Genomic DNA, 18182 nt, shown 5'->3' with positions numbered 1-18182 from the left:
GACTAGTTTAAACGCTTTATAGAGTGTTGGTATTGCTTGGGCGTTTGCCCAAACTCACCTTTAAATAAACGAATAAAGTGAGAAATATTGTTATACCCGGTCTCATAGGCTGCATCAGTCACCGACATGTATGACAAATGACGTTGTGCGGCTTTAAGGCGTGCTTGAGTCAGATACTGTTTGGGAGTTTGTTCAGTCATCATTTTAAACCTTTGCGAAAAGCTTGAAAGCGACATCCCCACTTCTTCTGCGACCTGAGACAATGACAATTGCATCCCCTCAGTTGAACTCATTAAGCGTATTGCGCGATTAATCGGATGAGTTTGACTTACAGTAATGATACTTTGGCACGTATTGCTCCGCAGAAGCTCAAATACTAACTCTTGGCCTGTCAATTCTATCAAAAACTCCATGCCCGCTTCTTGTTCATGAAGAATATCCAGCATCCTTTTATGCAGTGCCTCCACCCGTTTCTCGATAGGGTTGACCACAAAGCTCTTTGAGTCCAGAGCGCTCAAGGAGCTATCGACTTCTAAGTAATCGGACACACGCTGAGCTACTTTTTCTATGAGCAGTTGGTTGAACTCATAAACCAAAGCCTTGGTGTATTCTGGCATCTTCATATGGATATTGGAGTTTGGTGAGAGTAATACAAACTCGTCGCTTTGATAGTCAAAGGCTTCTGACTGGTTAACTCGTACGGATTTTTTCCCCTGTATTATGGTGCAAAGGCGCGGTGCTTCATATGAATGATATTCATCATGAAAGTCTTTAGGGAGAGTGTAATAGAGTAATTTGATCTGACCTGCATTCAGCGCATACTCTCGCTCTGCGATGCGACCAAAGTTGCGTAACGCGTGCATAATTGGTGTTTTACTCCGATTATGATGGAGGGAGTCATAATAGGCAGGAGAAAATATTTCGGTATTGATCTGGGTTAGATTACCCTACATCATTTATAAACAAAACTGCAGGCTAACTTTTTACCTGCAGTTTCAAAACCTTAGTCGAAGTCTTAGGCCTTATAATGCCGCGGCTAAGATGCCAACAATCTCTTCATGTGTAGCTTGTTTCGGGTTAGTGAAACCACAAGCATCTTTGAGCGCGTTTTCTGCTAGCACATCAAAATCATCAGATTTCACGCCGAGATCTTTCAGACCTGCAGGAATATTAACGTCTTTTGATAGTTGACGAATAGCGTCTAGGCCTGCGTTTGCAGCTTGTTCATTACTCATACCAGTCGTGTTGACACCCATTGCACGTGCAACATCAGCTAAGCGTTCTGGTGCAACATGAGCATTATATTGCTGAACATGAGGAAGCAATACTGCGTTACAAACACCATGTGGTAGGTCATAGAAGCCACCTAATTGGTGGGCAATGGCGTGAACGTAGCCAAGAGACGCATTGTTAAATGCCATACCTGCCATAAACTGTGCATATGCCATATTATCACGTGCTTCTAGATTGTTGCCGTTGGCAACCGCCTCACGTAAGTTCGCTTGAATCATTTCAATCGCTTTTATTGCAGATGCATCTGTTACTGGTGTAGCTGCTACAGAAACGTAGGCTTCGATTGCGTGGGTTAGCGCATCCATACCTGTTGCTGCTGTAAGTGAGGCGGGCTTGGCTAACATTAGCTCAGGATCATTTACTGAGATAATTGGCGTGACGTGTTTGTCAACGATAGCCATTTTAATATGACGGGCTTCGTCAGTAATAATGCAGAAACGGGTCATTTCTGATGCGGTGCCAGCAGTCGTATTAATCGCTATAAGAGGAAGTTGCGGCTTTTTAGACACATCCACTCCTTCGTAATCTTTAATTTCGCCGCCATTGGTCGCTAGCAGAGCAATACCTTTTGCGCAGTCATGAGGAGAACCTCCACCAAACGAGATAACGCAATCACAACCATGTTCTTTTAACAACGCTAGACCATTGTTTACGTTTTCAATGGTTGGGTTAGGTTTAGTTTCGTCGAAAACCACTGTAGCGACTTGCACATCGTCAAGTAACGTTTTCAGTTTGTTTACCGCCCCAATTTTGTTTAGAACGTTGTCTGTAACAATCAGAGCTTTACGAAAACCATGACTTTTAATGACTTTTACTGCATCAGCAAGGCAACCTGCCCCCATTAGGTTCAAAGATGGAATATAGAATGCGTTTGACATGCACTACCTCGTTTAACTTTAAAAAAACTATTTATCTAAGGCCAATGAATCGGCCCGATCTACTGAACTCAGGTTAGCAGCGGTAGTAACTTTGAAACTAGCGCTGATTTTATAGAAATAGTCGTTTTTTTAGTTAAGCAGTTCGATGTGACATAACTATTTGATATTTAAGTGCTAGATATATGAGAAGGACTTCAAAGAAGTGGCAATATAGGTCGAACAAGGCGCAGTTGGGGTTGAAAATTAACTAGCAGAAAATTAATAAATTTTTGAAAGGAGACCGGCTTTGACTAACTTAGTTCATGAGTAAATCCTAGCTAAAGCGATCAAAATTCAGACGATATATTGAGTTTCGGGCATTTCTAGCCCTGCGAGCCTGCTAACTTGGTTGAGTAAGTGTTGTTCCCATAAGTAATACCTAAATTACTTATGGGTATTGTGCAGAAATTCAGACCTCAACCCTGGAATGAACCAATACTACGAACCATGTTGACATATTGATTATCAAGATTGGTATTCATTATATTTTTGTGGGAGGGGCAAGTTAGCGAGAAGTGCTATGAAAAGCAGTGAGAACTTGCGTTTTTCCGCTTACACGGGCGAGCATGCCGCCCGTGGGTAATCATTGTCGCTGTCTATTCGCTATCGCTGACTTCCACTTCGTATGAGGTGAATTTACGGATATTGATCACGCCAGTATCAAATATCAGGTATTGCCCTTTGATGCCTTGCAGGATGCCGCTGACTATCGGGTTCTTATCAAAGTTGTGCGAGACAATTTTCACCGGATGCTGCTCCACCGGGTATTGAATGGCAGTGATTGGCGCATCGAGGATTTCTATCGCATCGTCACCAAACTGCTGTCTGATTTCGGCGATTTTGTCTTCCACCAGAGGCAGCAGAGTGGCAAATTGCTGTTCCAGTGGCAGCGGTTCGCCATCGCCTTTCAGCAGCGCTCGCCAGTTGGTTTTATCGGCGATATGTTTGGCTAGCTCAACTTCAATCAAACCGGAAATCCGGCGGGTTTTCACTTTAAATATCGGCATTCCCTGAGTGGCGCCCTGGTCGATCCAGCGGGTCGGGATCTGATTGTGGCGAGTGATGCCAACTTTCAGGCTCGAGGTGTTAGACAGGTAAACATAGTGGTCGATCATACAATTCTGTTCGCCCCATTCCGGCTCGCGGCAGGTGCCTTCATGATAGTGACAGGTTTCGGGTTTCATAATGCACATATCGCAGCTGGCGAGCTTTTTCATGCAGACGAAACAGTGCCCCTGAGAATAGCTCTTCTTGGTTTTTTTGCCGCACGAGCAGCAAAAGATATTGCCGGTATGGCTAAGGACTAACTGCTTTCCAATATAAGGGTCCAGGTCGATCAACTGATCGCCGACCGGTAGCTGATAGTGAACGGTTTGGTCTAAGTCAGAACGCAGTTTGTTGAGCGTTCCTGTGGCTAGTATTGGCATGACATTACTCATAGTTATTCTGATTGGCCCAGTGTAACAAAATTTCCGTTTTTGCTCAGGGTGCATCGCGGCTTTTCTCCATAGCTCTGCAGGTTTTCAGTGCCGTGAGAAACTATCCCGCTGCAGGGTACCAAGCTCGCTATGTAATTGTTCTCGCCGGTGTTGCGCATTTATCGATCTGACTCTGAAATTTCAACACTGGTGAGATAAGTAATAGTATTAATCGTCAAGACCGGTCATATAATTGTGGTTAAGTAAAACCAATCCCGTCTCGAGTAACTTTATAGCAATCAGGGTGTTCCGTTGAAGGTAGTGCATAAGTCAGTCATAGTCCTGGTGGTTCTGACCATAGCCGCGATACAGATTTATAACCTGTATGGCGATAAGAAAGTGTACCGAGTTTCGCCGGAGCGATTGATTTTTCTGCCCACTGACGACAGATACAACCAAGGCACCTCAACGGCCACCATGACGGTTGAAGATGACAAAGTCGTCATTGACTGTGTACTGCGAAGCAGTCCTTATCCCTGGCCCTATTGTGGGATCTCTATACATGTTGACCAGGACCCGACGGTGGGGCTGGACTTATCCAATTACCATACCGCTAGGATCAATATCGATTTTGCCAATCTCGATGATGGTAGCCAGCCACGGATGCGCTTCTATCTGCGCAACTATAATCCGGAATATTCGGTACCGGACAACGAATACACTCATAAATACAACGGCTTAGAGTATCAACCTGGCGTGGGGCGGGGCGCGATTGATATCCCTATCAATCACTTACAGGTAATGACCTGGTGGCTGGCCGACAACAGTATCTCTATTGACCACTCCGGGCCGGAGTACAGCCGGGTGAACAAAATTGAATTCGCATCCGGTTCGGCGGCCGGGATCGGTCGCTATCGGATGACGATACATAGTATTGAGTTGGTCGGCTCCTATATCCAGGCCGATGACTTTTTCCTGTTGCTGCTGGGAGTATGGGTGAGTTTGGCGATCGGTTTTAGTGTCAACGAGATACGTCGCAGTCGCCGTCTGGTCATGCAGGCCCACTCGCGCCACAACCATCTGAAAACGATCAATGATTCCCTGCGGGCACAAAATATCCAGTTCGCGGAACTGGCCCATCGTGATGCGCTGACCGGAGCGATGAACCGCCATTCTGTGAAAGACTGGTTTGATGCCTTACTCGACAATCACTATCCACGCAAGCCTGTGATGTCGATTCTCTATCTGGATTTAGACCATTTTAAACGGGTTAATGATGATTATGGTCATTCGATAGGCGATGACATTTTGCGCGAATTTACCATGGTGGTGTTAAAAGAGTTAGACAGTAGCCATAAGCTGGTGCGTTGGGGAGGGGAGGAATTCGTCGCCTTCTGTCCAAACCTGACCTTAGAGCAGGCGCTGGATACCGCTGAGAAAATCCGCCGCGCGGTCGAGCAGCATTTCTGGGTCCATGGCGATCCGCTAACCACCAGTATTGGCGTAGCGCAGCTCAGTAATGAACGGCTGACCGAAACCTTAGCACGGGCTGATGATGCGCTGTATAACGCCAAAGGCAATGGCCGCAACCGGGTGGAAAGTGGGGTAGCTGCATAGTGCCAGGTTCGGTTATCGTCTCCATTTGATGACAGTACCTGGTGACAGGCAGAATCAATACGGGCTATTGGTTCTGCTCAGCTGACATGTTCTCTAGGGCAGGTTCGATTACCGCTTCTTCGGTGTCAGTCGAACTGGCCAATGCGTCTTCATTGCTGCTGGGAATCGGCTCTTTTGGACCGAGGAATTTCGGCTCAGCCCCGATGATGTAAAGATCCAGGAAGGCTTTGGTGCGAGCCAGCACTTCCCGCAGGCGAATCTTTAGTCCTGACTTAGTTTGCGGCCCGGGTACCGCGAGACATTTCGCATTGATGTTGTGGTAATTGGAAATAAACAATGCCCGTTCACAGTGGAACTGCTGAGAGATAATCAGGAAATTATCGGTGTCGAAAATCTCTTTGGCCCGCACGATAGAATCCAGGGTACGAAAACCGGCGTAATCCAGAAAGATGTTCTGCTCCGGGATGTTGGCGGCCAGCAGATCACGTTTCATGGTCCAGGGTTCGTTGTATGAGCGATGAGCATTGTCGCCGCTGAGCAAAAAGTTATCGACTTTATGCTGCTGATGACGCTCGATCGCGGCGTCAATGCGGTGGATATAGTAATCGTTGAGAGTTTTACCCAGGTATTTGCTGGTTCCGAGCACCACGGCAACGTTAAAATGTTCTACCTGATCGAGACTCTCAATCACGTCCCCTTGCGCCTGCAGGCTTACCCAGCGATCGATCAACACCACAAAGCTGACCATCAACAGCATGGTCATGGTCAGCCAATAGATAATGCGTTTGCGTTGTCGTCGGCAGAAGTACTTTGCCGAGCGTAGCCTGAGTAACAAGGTCACTAAATTTGCCGATTTCTCTGTGCCCACATCCCTATGATAATAAAGCATGCTAGCACGACTGAAAACATCATACCAAGGTGGAGGTTTCTAAGCGTGCTGGTAAGGTACGGGGTTGCTTTAATAATCACCAGTCCGTAGCCAAAGGCGTTCACCAGCACAAACACTAAGGTACGGACAATAAAGTGCTGGTTGCGCATCAGTCGGCGTAACAGGGCGTTGATCTCACCGCCCAGCATAACCAGGCAGCAGGCGATCAGTGCTGCAGAAATTTCAGGCAGGTAAGGGGCCAGAAATTTTCCGGCTGGAACCAAATAATCCATCATAAGTAAAAAGCCCCAGGTTAGCTGGGGCATGTCCTCTTGTCAGAAAATTAAAATGCAGTGCGTTTGTAGCGACGGTAAACTGGTTGCCAGAAGAGGTCTTCAATTTTCGCTTCCAATGTTTCGTCGGTAATCTCCGGCGCAACGCCCTGCTCAATGGCTTTTTTCGCTACTGCAAAGGCAATTTTCTTAGACACTGAGTGGATCGCTTCTAAAGGTGGTAACAGAGGACCACGGCCATTAATGGCCATTGGCGAACAGGTCGCCAGTGCTCGGCTCGATTCCATCAGCATTTCGTCGGTCACGCGTTTGGCTTTCACTGCCAATACGCCCAGGCCGATACCCGGGAAAATGTAGCTGTTGTTGCACTGGGCGATATTGTAGGTTTTGTCCTCAAACACCACCGGATCAAACGGGCTGCCGGTTGCGACCAGCGCCTGACCTTTGGTCCAGCGAAGGATGTCGCTTGGTGTCGCTTCAACCCGGCTGGTCGGGTTAGACAGCGGGAAGATGATCGGACGTTCACAATGCTTATGCATCTCTTCGATCACTTCCTGGGAGAACAGTCCCGGCGCGCCGGATACACCAATCAGTACTGTCGGTTTAGCGTTGCGCATCACGTCCAGCAGCGAGAAACCGGTACCTTCACTCTGCCACGCTTTGGTCGCTTTGTTTTTTTGTACCAATCGTTGCTGGAAATCCAGCAGATTCGGCATACCCTGTTGCAGCAGTCCCCAACGGTCGACCATAAAGACTTGCGAGCGGGCCTGCTCATCGCTGATCCCTTCAGACACCATTTGCGCGATGATGGCTTCGGCAATGCCGCAGCCTGCTGAACCTGCACCCAGGAAGGTGACACGCTGCTCAGATAGTTTGCTGCCGGCAGCCTGGCATGCGGCCAGTAATGAGCCGACCGTTACTGCGGCGGTGCCTTGAATATCGTCGTTGAAACAGCAGATACGGTTTTTGTAGCGCTTGAGCAACGGCATGGCATTTTTCTGGGCAAAATCTTCAAACTGAACCAGTGCTTGTGGCCAGCGGCGTTGGATCGCCTGGATCACTTCTTCGACAAATGCATCATATTCTGCGCCGGTAATACGCGGATGACGCCAGCCCATATACATCGGGTCAGCAAGTCGCTGTGGGTTATTGGTGCCCACGTCCAACACAATCGGCAGGGTATAAGCAGGACTGATGCCACCACACGCGGTGTAAAGCGACAGTTTTCCGATAGGAATGCCCATCCCACCGATACCCTGGTCACCCAAACCGAGAATGCGTTCACCGTCGGTAACCACGATCACTTTAACGTTGTGGTTGGCGGCGTTATTTAACAGGTCATCAATTCGATCCCGGTTAGCGTAAGAGATAAACAGGCCGCGCCCACGACGGTAAATATTGGAGAAGTTTTCACAGGCGGCACCAACCGTTGGCGTATAGATGATCGGCATCATTTCAGAAATGTGATTCTGAACCAGGCGGTAGAACAGGGTTTCGTTGGTGTCTTGAATATTACGCAGATAGATGTGCTTATCCATGTCATTTTCAAAATGACAGTATTGCTGGTAGGCACGTTCCACCTGTTCCTGAATAGTTTCAGTATTTTCCGGTAGCAAACCTTCGAGGTTAAAAGAACTGCGTTCTTCGGCACTGAATGCGCTGCCTTTGTTTAATAACGGAGTGCTGAGAAGTGCCGGGCCGGCGTAGGATATGTAGAGCGGGCGTTTATTATCGTTCGTCATTGGGAGCCTATGAAAGGGGAAAACAGGACGCAAAAATGATAAGGATTAGTAACTGAGATGTAAATAGACCGAAGCTCCAATATCACGCAAATTCGGGTACAATCCGATGTTAATTTCAATACCCGGATTACTTTCATGCATGACCTGCCCATTGCCGCTCTTAAACAACAAGTGAAAACAAACCTGCAACGGCATCACCTGGTGGTTGAAGCGGAGACAGGTTCAGGAAAATCAACCTGTTTACCGCTCTGGGCCGGGGAGCAGGGCAGAGTCTTAGTGGTGGAGCCGCGACGGATAGCCTGTACTTCTCTGGCCCAGTATCTGGCGGCCCAATCCGGGCTGCCTTTGGGAAAGCAGATTGGTTACGCGATCAAGCTTGAACAGCGCTTTAACGAGCAGACGCAAGTGGTGTTTGTCACGCCCGGGGTGGCGCTGCGCTGGTTTGCTGATAACCGACTGGCGGATTTTGATATCGTGATGGTGGATGAGTTTCACGAGCGGCGCTGGGACTGTGACTTGCTGGTCGCCTTGTTGCATCAGGCCCAGTCGCATCGGTTGATCGTGACCTCTGCGACCATGGAAGGTGCCCGGTTATCCGGTTATCTTAATGCCAAGCGTCTGATCGCCGAGGGCAGGAACTTCGCAGTATCGGTGCAGTACCTGGCGAGCGAAAGCCACCATATGCCAGATAGTCGTGGCCTTGAGCGACGTGTGGTGGCGGCAGTGGAAACCGCCCTGCAGCAAACCAGCGGGGATATTCTGGTGTTTTTGCCAGGCCGTAAGGAGATACAGCAGTGTGGCTCTGCTTTGTCGCATTTCGACGATATTCTCATCACGCCACTGCACGCCAGTGTCTCTGACGAGGAGCGGGACCGGGCATTAAATCCGCAGCCGCTACGTAAAGTGGTATTGGCCACCAATGTCGCCGAGACTTCACTGACGATCCCTAATATTTCCGCAGTGGTAGACAGCGGACTGGAGCGCAGAAATATTCAGCGTAATGGCCGCACCACCCTCAGCTTGCAAGCCATTTCAAAAGCCAGTGCCGCTCAGCGCGCCGGCCGGGCCGGGCGGGTAATGGACGGAATATGTTACCGCCTCTATGGTCAGCATGCGGCGCTGGAAACCGTCACGCCGCCCGAGCTGCAGCGTGAATCACTGACAGAGGCCATGCTGGCAGCCGCGTGTAGCGGATTTCCGCTTGATCAACTGAGCTTTCTGGATCCTTTACACGATAAATCACTAGCCAGCGCCCAATCCATGCTGCGCGATTTGGCGGCGATTGACGACTGTGGCTTAGCCACCGAGCATGGCCGCAAAATCTATCCACTGCCGGTGGATACCCTGTTTGCTGACCTGATCAGCCGAATGCCAAGCCGGGCGCTGCAAGAAGCCATGGTCGACCTGGCGGCCGCGTTGTCGGTTCCGGCGAGATTGTATCGTCTGTCTGCAAACAGTGACCTGCTGGAGCGATTGGATCAGCAAGAACCACTGGGGTGCGATGCCCAACTGGTTATCCAACTGGTGCGGGGCAATGATTTTGACGGGGTGAGTGTTGATTCCGATGCCCTTCGCGAAGCGCGTGGACTGTCAGAGCAGATGCGCGAGGTGTTCGAGCTACCTCAGTTGTCGGTGGCATCCCGGTTTGACCGCAGCCAACTGGTCAGCGAAATCGCCCGTTTGCATCCGGAACTGCTGTTTGTTCGGCGGGAAAAACGGCGCGAAGCCCTGGCCAATGGCGAGATGGAAATGACGTTAGCCAGAGAGGGCCGGATGAAACCAGACAGTGAAGCCTGCCTGGTGTTAGATAGTCACAGCTTACCGGGCAGAGGCGTAAAGCAAACCCTCAACTTGGCCACGGTCGTCGTGCCCGTTCCGCTGACATTGATTGAACAGCTGGCACTGGGGCAATGGCAGCAAGGCGAAACTCTGTTCGACGGACAGATTCCGCTGACGGAAATGCAGCTGGTCTATGCCGGTCGCACGATAGTCCGGCGCCAGTGCCAGGCAGAAGGGGAGCGGGCAATCAAACCTATGCTGGATGCTGTGCTCACCGAGCAGGTCCTGCCGGGTTTAGCGACAAAACGTCGTCGCGAAATCGAACACTGGAAGCTGTATCTGGAACTTGGCCTGGCAGAAAGTGACGCAGACAAGGAGCTCAGTTTTGAGTCCTGGTTTACCCAACTGTTGATGCAATTAGAGCTACAAAACCTGGACGAATTGGCGCTGTTTGATGAACAGGACTTTCCTTTCGACGGTATACCGGATTGGCAATACGACGAGTTCGCCGAGCGTTACCCATTTGAATTGGCGCTGGGTGACCTTAATCTTACCGTAAACTATTTCGCATCCCGGAAGCTGGTAGAGGTGGTGTATCAGAGTGGATTACGCAGAGGTGAGCCCAAACGCTGGGAGTTACCGAAGTGGAATGGCTGGCGGGTACAATACCGCAAAGCGAGCAGGGTGGTGCAAGTACGCTAGCTGGTTTATTTTACCGGTAGAAATATTAACCAGTTACACTCAAACCTGATCATCCTTGTTCCAGAATTGTTATCACTCTGCGTTTTATATAGCGGAACATCCGAATTTATGGGTATAAAAGATGATTGTTTTATATCCTATTGATATATGCATGGTGATGTTCGATAGTTAGCTTATGTCGGTGAACATTGGTCGGAGAAAACGAATGCAAAATCAATCCAAAGCGTGTGTTGAATTTGACTATACCTCGTTTTTAGGGGCCAACTGCCGTAAAAAATGGACCTTCCTTGAAGCGATCACTAGCTTTTCACCGGTGTTTGGCACTGTGTGGAAAGATACCATCAAAGACACTCAAAGTGTTGAAGATCGTCTTTGGGATCATGCCATGAAGTCCTTGTCTGCTCAGCATACTGATGAAGCCAATCTGATGGCGTTGATCCGGTTAGCAAAGCTAGAGGGAATTGAAGAGATCAAGCTGGTGATGCCTTATACCCTAGACAGTGAGCAAATCGAACTGATTGAGCGCATGACTCACACTAATATCCGTTATCGTGATCAGGACGAATTTACCATCATCCTGTAACTTCACTGTTTTCAATTAAATCTAAATACAGCGAGTTTGCCTGCTGAGCTCGGGCAAATCATTCGTCAGCCCGGTATGAATTCCCGTTTAGACACTGCCCGCAATTATTTAGGTGAATTACTATATAGGTGAACTATCTCGGCAACACGCTGACCAGCGTGACTGCTTAGCAGCAACTGATTCATAGGCTTTAACCGATAAAAGAAAAGCCCCAAAAGGGGCTTTTAAGTGTTTGAGTTGTTTTGAGCTACGTTTAGCTCGCGGTCTCGATTACAGTACTGCCGCAATACCTTTACACAGCGGTAGCATGTTAGAACGAGTCATACCGGCAACACTGATGCGGCCAGAGCCAACAATGTAGATACCAAATTCTTCTTTCAGGCGGTTAACCTGATCTTTGTTCAGACCAGAGAAAGAGAACATACCGTTTTGACGCTCAATAAAGCTGAAGTCAGCTGTTACGCCTTGCTCTTTCAGGGTGGTAACAAACAGCTCACGCATATCCTGAATACGGTCACGCATCTCTTTTACTTCGTTTTCCCACTCCTGACGCAGTTCTGCGTTGTTCAGAATGTGAGTCACTACCGCACTGCCGTGCGCTGGTGGGTTGGAGTAAATAGAGCGGATAATGGCTTTTACTTGAGAGAATGCGGTCGCTGCGACCTGTTCGTTTTCGGCTACCAGAGTAAAGGCACCGACACGCTCGTTATACAGACCGAAGTTCTTCGAGAATGAGCTCGCAACCAGAATTTCTTTGTTGTATTTGGCAAAAGTACGCAGGCCAGCCGCATCTTCTTCAACGCCTTTGGCAAAGCCCTGGTAAGCGAAGTCGAACAGTGGCAGCAGTTGCTTCTCGGCAACCAGCTTCGCCAGTGTTTCCCACTCTTCGGCAGTCGGGTCGATACCGGTTGGGTTGTGGCAACAGCCGTGCAGTAGCACGATATCACCTGCAGACGCTTGCTCCAGATCCGCCAGCATAGCGGCGAAGTCTTTGTCTTTGGTTTCGGCGTTGTAGTAGCTGTACTGAGCTGTCTCGATACCTGCAGCGGTAAATACGCCGTTGTGGTTAGCCCAGGTTGGGTTACTGATCCAGATTTTTACATCGCCCAGCTGACGTTTGATGAACTCGCCAGCTACGCGAAGGGCACCGGTACCACCAGGAGCCTGAGCGGTTTTGGCGCGCTGACTGGTGACGATTTCAGCATCCTGACCAAACAGCAGCTTCTGTACAGCCAGACCGTATTCAGCAGTGCCTTCAATGGTCAGATAAGATTTGGTTTTTTCGGTTTCTACTAAAGCGGTTTCCGCTTTTTTAACCGTTGCCAGAACAGGCGTTTCACCCTGTTCATTTTTGTAAATACCAACACCAAGGTTGATTTTTTCAGTGCGGGGATCCTTTTTAAACTCTTCAGTTAGGCCAAGGATTGGGTCAGCCGGAGCGGCAACTACTTTTTCAAACATAATCGTCATCCATGTGTATCGAGGCGTGATAAAACTAAATCCGGTTAGTTATACCTGTATGGCAAATCAGAGACAATACGTAGCGACAAGAAAAAGGCAAAAACTTGCCAAAACGGAAGTGTTTTCGACTTAGCGTCGATTTTTGCCAGAAATCTTGCATAGAAACGCCGAGCTGAATGCGATTGTTATACGGATGTTAAAGCGGTTTGCGTAATTTCTACCCTCTCGGTTTCATGATTGAATTTGCCGCTGGGTCTTTAACTATATGAACCAGAGGAGAAAAGTACTGGTTACGCCTGGATAAACCAACTGATTCTGTCATCAACAATGATACTTTTAGCCGGTTTAAGACTGAAAACGACTATATAGTGGTATTTTTAGTGGAGGTAGTTTTCACCATTGAGGAATAGTTGCTGTTTACTCCGGGTAGAAAAACACACTCCCTAATAAGCTAATAACACCCCTCCAGATCACCAACCCTTTCAACAATAGTGACTTTTTGTATATTGAATCGAGTGCATGATCAAGAAAATAGAAGAACTTAGTTCCAAAAAATACAAATAGTTAATTATTATAATATCATTACCCGTTATTGGTGGCGCCAGCGAAATTCATTTCATACGGTGAGCCTCAAATCCCACGCTTGCTAGGGCACCAATTCGGAACTGTTGCCAACCCAGGAGTTACGCATGAGTATCAATGCGCATAATTTTATAGTCGATAAGTTGGCAGAAGTGGTCAAAGACAAGCAGCGTCGGCAGCGCATGATGGTGAATGCGATCACTGTATTTGGCTTGGTCTTTCTGGTGGTATTTTGCGTCAACAGCTTTCTGAAAGGGGAGCAGATGCTCGGCAGCATACTGGCAGTGTTTTCCGGCTTGGCTGTATGCAATGTCTATGTGATGAACCGCTGGCGTACCGCCGGACTTATTGGCCTGACCACGATCATCTATTCACTCGGGGTGATTCTTACCGTGACCGGTGGCTATCAATCGACTGGGATTCTCTGGGTCTATCCACTGGTGGCTATTGCTATTTTTATCAACCCGTTTCAAATCGGCTTGTTGCTTAATGCGCTGTTCTTACTGATATTAACCTGGGTGATGTTTTTTAGCCCCTACCAACAGTTATCTGAAGCACTGTATACCGATGTATTTGCTGTACGAGTGGTGATCACTTTAATTGGCCTGGCTGGGATGTGCCATATCTTGATCTACTTTCAGTCCAAGGCCGATGAGTACATCATCAAAATGCATGAAGAAGATGTGGTTAAGCTGGCTTATTTTGACTCGCTGACGATGCTGTCGAACCGGGTTACCTTTCGTTCAATTCTGTACCATTCCATCCAGCGGCACAATTTCCCTGTGTCGGCAATCATCTACATCGATTTGGATAATTTTAAAGACATTAATGATGATTATGGCCATGACTGCGGAGATAAGGTACTGGCAGATTTTGGCAAACAGTTGCGCCAGGTTGCGCTGCGTAATCTCGGAAATGATCTTGGCCCTTATGATGTAGGCCGGTTAGGCGGTGATGAGTTTGCAATTTTCATTGCTGACGCCGAAGATAAAGTCAGAGTTGAGCGCCTGGCCAAACACGTTTTGGCAATCTTTGCCGAGCATCAGCTTGAGAGTTTAAAAGGCCTGAAACACCAGATGGGTGTCAGCCTCGGAGTGGTGTTTGTCGATAATGAAAAAGCCGATCTGATTGAGAGTATCTCAGTGGCAGATAGAGCCATGTACCAAGCCAAGCAGGCGGGCAAGGGAAGAATTACTATCGTTAATGGCTCGGTAGCCAATGCCACTGCTTGAAAACTGTTTCTTGAAAACTATAGTATAGCTTGGTAACTATAGCTTGATAGCCAAGGGCTTACCACTAGCAGTTTGGTACGGTCGCGAGGTCCGATTTCGCTTCAATAGCCGGATTACACAATCAAAAAAGCCGAGCACTAACTGCTCGGCTTTTTTTTGTATTGTGGCTAACAGCGACTTAGAAGTTAGCACTACGTGGCGTACGTGGGAATGGGATTACGTCACGAACATTACCCATACCGGTGACGTAAGAGACCAGGCGCTCAAAGCCCAGACCAAAACCCGCGTGTGGTACGGTGCCGTAGCGGCGCAGATCGCGATACCAGCCCATGTGCTCGGGATCGATTCCCATCTCAACCATACGGGCATCCAGTACGTCCAGACGCTCTTCACGCTGAGAACCACCAATGATTTCACCGATGCCCGGTGCCAGTACGTCCATCGCTGCCACTGTTTTGCCGTCTTCGTTCAGACGCATGTAGAAAGCTTTGATGTCTTTTGGATAGTTTTTAACAATAACCGGTGCTTTGAAGTGCTCTTCCGCCAGGAAGCGTTCGTGCTCTGAGGCCAGATCGATACCCCATTCCACCGGGAATTCGAACTCTTTGCCAGATTTGAGCAAAATGTCGATAGCGTCGGTGTAATCCACCTGCGCAAAATCAGACTTCACAAACTGTTCCAGACGAGTGACAGCGTCTTTGTCGATACGCTGGGCAAAGAACTCTAGGTCATCGCGACGCTCTTCCAATACCGCTGCGAACACGTACTTCAGCATGTCTTCAGCCAGCTTGGCGACATCGTCCAGATCTGCAAACGCGACTTCTGGTTCAACCATCCAGAATTCCGCCAGGTGACGGCTGGTGTTGGAGTTTTCCGCACGGAAAGTCGGGCCGAAGGTGTAAACCTTGCTTAGCGCACAGGCATAAGCCTCAGCGTTCAACTGGCCAGATACGGTCAGGAAGGTCTCTTTACCGAAGAAGTCTTCGTTGTAATCGACGTCGCCTTTTTCAGTACGTGGCAGGTTTTCCATATCCAGCGTTGAAACACGGAACATTTCACCGGCGCCTTCGGCGTCAGAGGCGGTGATCAGCGGCGCTGATACCCAGTAGTAACCCTGCTCGTGATAGAAGCGGTGGATAGCCTGAGACAGACAGTTACGCACGCGCGCCACGGCACCAATCACGTTGGTACGAGGGCGAAGGTGGGCGACTTCACGCAAGTATTCGATTGAGTGGCGAGTCTTGGCCATTGGGTAGGTATCGGCGTCTTCCACCCAACCGACAACTTTAACGGCTGTGGCTGCCAGCTCGAAATCTTGGCCTTTCGCCGGAGATTCAACGATAGTGCCGGTCACTTCTACCGAGCAACCGGTAGTCAGCTTGAGAACTTCATCGTCGTAATTATTCAGATTATTTGGGACCACGGCCTGAATCGGGTCGAAACAAGAGCCGTCATATATGGCAAGAAAAGAGATTCCAGCTTTGGAATCACGACGTGAGCGGATCCAGCCACGGACAGTCACTTCACTGTCGACTGCCAGTTTACCTTTCAACACGTCAGTTACAGGCGCGTAAGTCATTTAATTATCTTCTCCATTGAGGTAAAAACCAACCCAATCAGCTACCTGTGCTGTATCAGTATAAAAAACAACCGAAACATTGAGTTGGATACAACTTTTCAGATTTAGCCGAACATATTACCTCGCTATTTGACAGCTTCAACCTTTATTCGCCATTCGGGCCAGAAATTGTCAAATCCGGGAAGCATATCCAGATGCTTCCCGGCCAATGGCTATAGTGCGAGATTATCGGTTTAACAGAGAGAATTGATTCAGCAGCGTCTCCAGTCGGTCAGACAGTGACTGCAAGTTTTCGCTAATTTGACGGCTTTGCGCCGCTGAGGTGGAGGTTTCATTAGCGTGTTGGGTAATCACTTCAACTTTCTCTGACACTTCGCTATTAATGGCTGTCATCTGTTGTGACTGCTGTTGAATGCTCTCGGCGCGGTTCAGCGCCTGCTGCATTTCGGTCACCACCTCAGTCATGGCAACGGAAAGCGATTCTATATCGGTGGAACGCTGGTGGGCGCTGTTACAGACGGCGTCGACCGATTCCATTGACGCTTCGCTGTCGCTCTGGAACTGGCTGATAATGGAATCGATACTGCCGGTGGCATCTGCGGTGCGACTGGCCAACTGGCGTACTTCATCGGCAACGACCGCAAAGCCTCGCCCCTGTTCTCCGGCGCGGGCGGCTTCTATGGCAGCATTAAGCGCTAATAGGTTGGTCTGGTCAGCAATCCCTTTAATCACCTGGAGAATATTGGAGACTTCGCCGGTTTGGGTGTTCAGGTCTGCCATTCGCTGTTTTACGCTTTCGATGTCGCCGACCAAGCCTTTGATGTCGACGCTGGCACTGTGGGCGCTGGCGGCGCTGGTTTCCACCACAATCGATGTGTGTTTGATCAGGTCGGACGCATTGATGGTGGCGCTGTCAACTTGTTGTTGCTGAAGCTGCATCTGTTCGATATTGGCCTGTACGCTTTGGGTATCCCGCTGCTGATTATTGGCAGCATTATCAGTGGCCTGCGCGACTTTCGTCAGCTGGGTCGAAGCGCTGGCCAGAGCATGCGAAGTCTCCTGCACATCATGCAGACTATCGCTCACCGTATCCAGGAATGAGTCTATGGCATTGGCCAGCTGTCCGACTTCATCACGACGCTCTGAACCAAGACGCAGGGCCAGGTTTTTGCTGCTGCTAACCTGCTGCATAAAGCGGGAGGTTTTCTGTACCGGACGAACAAACATCTTACGGGTCAGAGTCATGGTAATGGCAAAACCGATAAATGCGATCGCTGCCATAATGGCTACCGCTATCATAGTGCGCTGGCTAATCAGGGAATTAATGTGGGATAGGTTGTATTCCAACCGGATAGCACCGAGCACTTCGCCTTCCGGTGCCATATGGCAGGCAACACAATTGGTGCCGCGGTAGTTTTCACTCGCTTTCATCGGCAGGGCGACCACCAGGCCGGTGCCCCAGTCTGCTTTATAGGGCTCGATAATCATTTCACCTTGCAGTACCCGGCGGTCAATATCATCTTGAGGAGACTGATAGGCTTCACCATCACCAAACAGTTTGCGAACCGGGTCGCCACGCAGCACCCGCACTTGCTCGATACCATCTTGCGCCAGGGCTTTTTGTCGCAGTGTCTCTTTTTGCGCCATGGTACCGGTGAGCATCATCATATTCAGGCTGTCGAAATAGTTGCTCGCTTTGTCATGTAACTGTTCACTCAGTACCGAGTTAATCAGGTCACGTTGTTGCAGATATTGGTAAGCGGTAGAGACCGAAAGAACCAGGGCAAAAACAGTCAGAAGGATGGCTAGCAACTTAGTGGTAATACTGGAAGTCATTTTTATAATTATCTGTCTTTAAAGGTAATTGCAGGGAAATATAAACGTTCTGACTTATAACAAGAAAGTGGTAGCGGAAAGAGTGTGACCCCACTCAAAACAAGGTTTATGTAAATGTGATGTATACACGCTGTTTCTGATACGGGTTGTAATGCAACATTAATACTACATCTGGCCAATCCTGGTTATTTATACCATTCACAATGCCAATCAAGAGGGGTTTCTGCTTGAGTCTTGACAGCAGATTCCTTAGTATTGCCTGTCCTAAATTAAGGCTGAG

At 48.9% G+C, this 18182-nt stretch carries 13 protein-coding genes; 4 read left to right on the top strand and 9 right to left on the bottom strand.

The annotated features are described in order from the left end of the window. Positions 1–2: 2 nt before the first annotated feature. The 3 genes from ACQY6F_RS04190 to ACQY6F_RS04180 form a co-directional block, all read right to left on the bottom strand. Positions 3–863, bottom strand: a complete 861-nt coding sequence (locus ACQY6F_RS04190) for a helix-turn-helix domain-containing protein (protein ID WP_428772429.1) — start codon at positions 861–863, stop codon at positions 3–5. Between the two features lie 159 nt (positions 864–1022). Then, positions 1023–2171 (bottom strand): L-threonine dehydrogenase, encoded by a 1149-nt coding sequence (gene yiaY / locus ACQY6F_RS04185; RefSeq protein WP_428772427.1) that lies wholly within the window; start codon positions 2169–2171, stop codon positions 1023–1025. A 635-nt stretch (positions 2172–2806) separates the two neighbouring features. Then, positions 2807–3637, bottom strand: a complete 831-nt coding sequence (locus ACQY6F_RS04180) for a DUF2797 domain-containing protein (RefSeq protein ID WP_428772425.1) — start codon at positions 3635–3637, stop codon at positions 2807–2809. Positions 3638–3940: 303 nt separating this feature from the next. On the opposite strand from ACQY6F_RS04180, the gene ACQY6F_RS04175 reads away from it, so the two are divergent. Further along, positions 3941–5245 carry a GGDEF domain-containing protein gene (locus ACQY6F_RS04175; protein ID WP_428772424.1) on the top strand — a complete coding sequence of 435 codons (1305 nt, stop codon included), beginning with the start codon at positions 3941–3943 and terminating at the stop codon, positions 5243–5245. A gap of 64 nt (positions 5246–5309) precedes the next feature. Here ACQY6F_RS04175 and ACQY6F_RS04170 read toward each other — a convergent pair whose 3' ends face one another. The 3 genes from ACQY6F_RS04170 to ACQY6F_RS04160 are packed head-to-tail and all read right to left on the bottom strand — an operon-like array spanning position 5310 to position 8148. Continuing rightward, positions 5310–6113: a SanA/YdcF family protein gene (locus ACQY6F_RS04170; RefSeq protein WP_428772422.1), complete on the bottom strand. Its 804-nt coding sequence runs from the start codon at positions 6111–6113 to the stop codon at positions 5310–5312. After that, positions 6086–6409, bottom strand: coding sequence for a DUF3392 domain-containing protein (locus ACQY6F_RS04165; protein ID WP_428772420.1), 324 nt, complete (start codon positions 6407–6409; stop codon positions 6086–6088). The genes ACQY6F_RS04170 and ACQY6F_RS04165 overlap by 28 nt, the downstream gene beginning before the upstream one ends. Positions 6410–6456: 47 nt before the next feature. Continuing rightward, positions 6457–8148: an NAD-dependent malic enzyme gene (locus tag ACQY6F_RS04160; protein WP_428772418.1), complete on the bottom strand. Its 1692-nt coding sequence runs from the start codon at positions 8146–8148 to the stop codon at positions 6457–6459. A 135-nt stretch (positions 8149–8283) separates the two neighbouring features. Between ACQY6F_RS04160 and ACQY6F_RS04155 the strand changes: the two genes are divergently transcribed. Both ACQY6F_RS04155 and ACQY6F_RS04150 read left to right on the top strand, forming a co-directional pair. Continuing rightward, entirely contained in the window at positions 8284–10629 is a 2346-nt protein-coding gene (locus ACQY6F_RS04155) for a helicase-related protein (protein WP_428772417.1), read from the top strand. Between the two features lie 205 nt (positions 10630–10834). Beyond that, a complete protein-coding gene (locus ACQY6F_RS04150) occupies positions 10835–11212 on the top strand; it encodes a transporter (protein WP_428772415.1) in 378 nt (125 codons plus the stop codon). A gap of 270 nt (positions 11213–11482) precedes the next feature. Here ACQY6F_RS04150 and ACQY6F_RS04145 read toward each other — a convergent pair whose 3' ends face one another. After that, positions 11483–12673 (bottom strand): amino acid aminotransferase, encoded by a 1191-nt coding sequence (locus ACQY6F_RS04145; protein ID WP_428772413.1) that lies wholly within the window; start codon positions 12671–12673, stop codon positions 11483–11485. 689 nt (positions 12674–13362) lie between these two features. Between ACQY6F_RS04145 and ACQY6F_RS04140 the strand changes: the two genes are divergently transcribed. Beyond that, the gene (locus ACQY6F_RS04140) at positions 13363–14487 is read left to right on the top strand and encodes a GGDEF domain-containing protein (protein WP_428772411.1); all 1125 of its coding nucleotides are present in this window, start codon (positions 13363–13365) and stop codon (positions 14485–14487) included. Between the two features lie 178 nt (positions 14488–14665). On the opposite strand, the gene asnS is transcribed toward ACQY6F_RS04140, so the two are convergent. Then, positions 14666–16066 (bottom strand): asparagine--tRNA ligase, encoded by a 1401-nt coding sequence (gene asnS / locus ACQY6F_RS04135; protein WP_428772410.1) that lies wholly within the window; start codon positions 16064–16066, stop codon positions 14666–14668. Positions 16067–16291: 225 nt separating this feature from the next. After that, the gene (locus ACQY6F_RS04130; RefSeq protein WP_428772408.1) at positions 16292–17902 is read right to left on the bottom strand and encodes a methyl-accepting chemotaxis protein; all 1611 of its coding nucleotides are present in this window, start codon (positions 17900–17902) and stop codon (positions 16292–16294) included. Positions 17903–18182 lie beyond the last annotated feature (280 nt).

Source organism: Vibrio sp. (assembly GCF_050299255.1).
In the GTDB taxonomy this organism is placed as follows: Bacteria; Pseudomonadota; Gammaproteobacteria; order Enterobacterales; family Vibrionaceae; genus Vibrio.
This window is presented reverse-complemented; position numbering and strand designations above follow the sequence as displayed.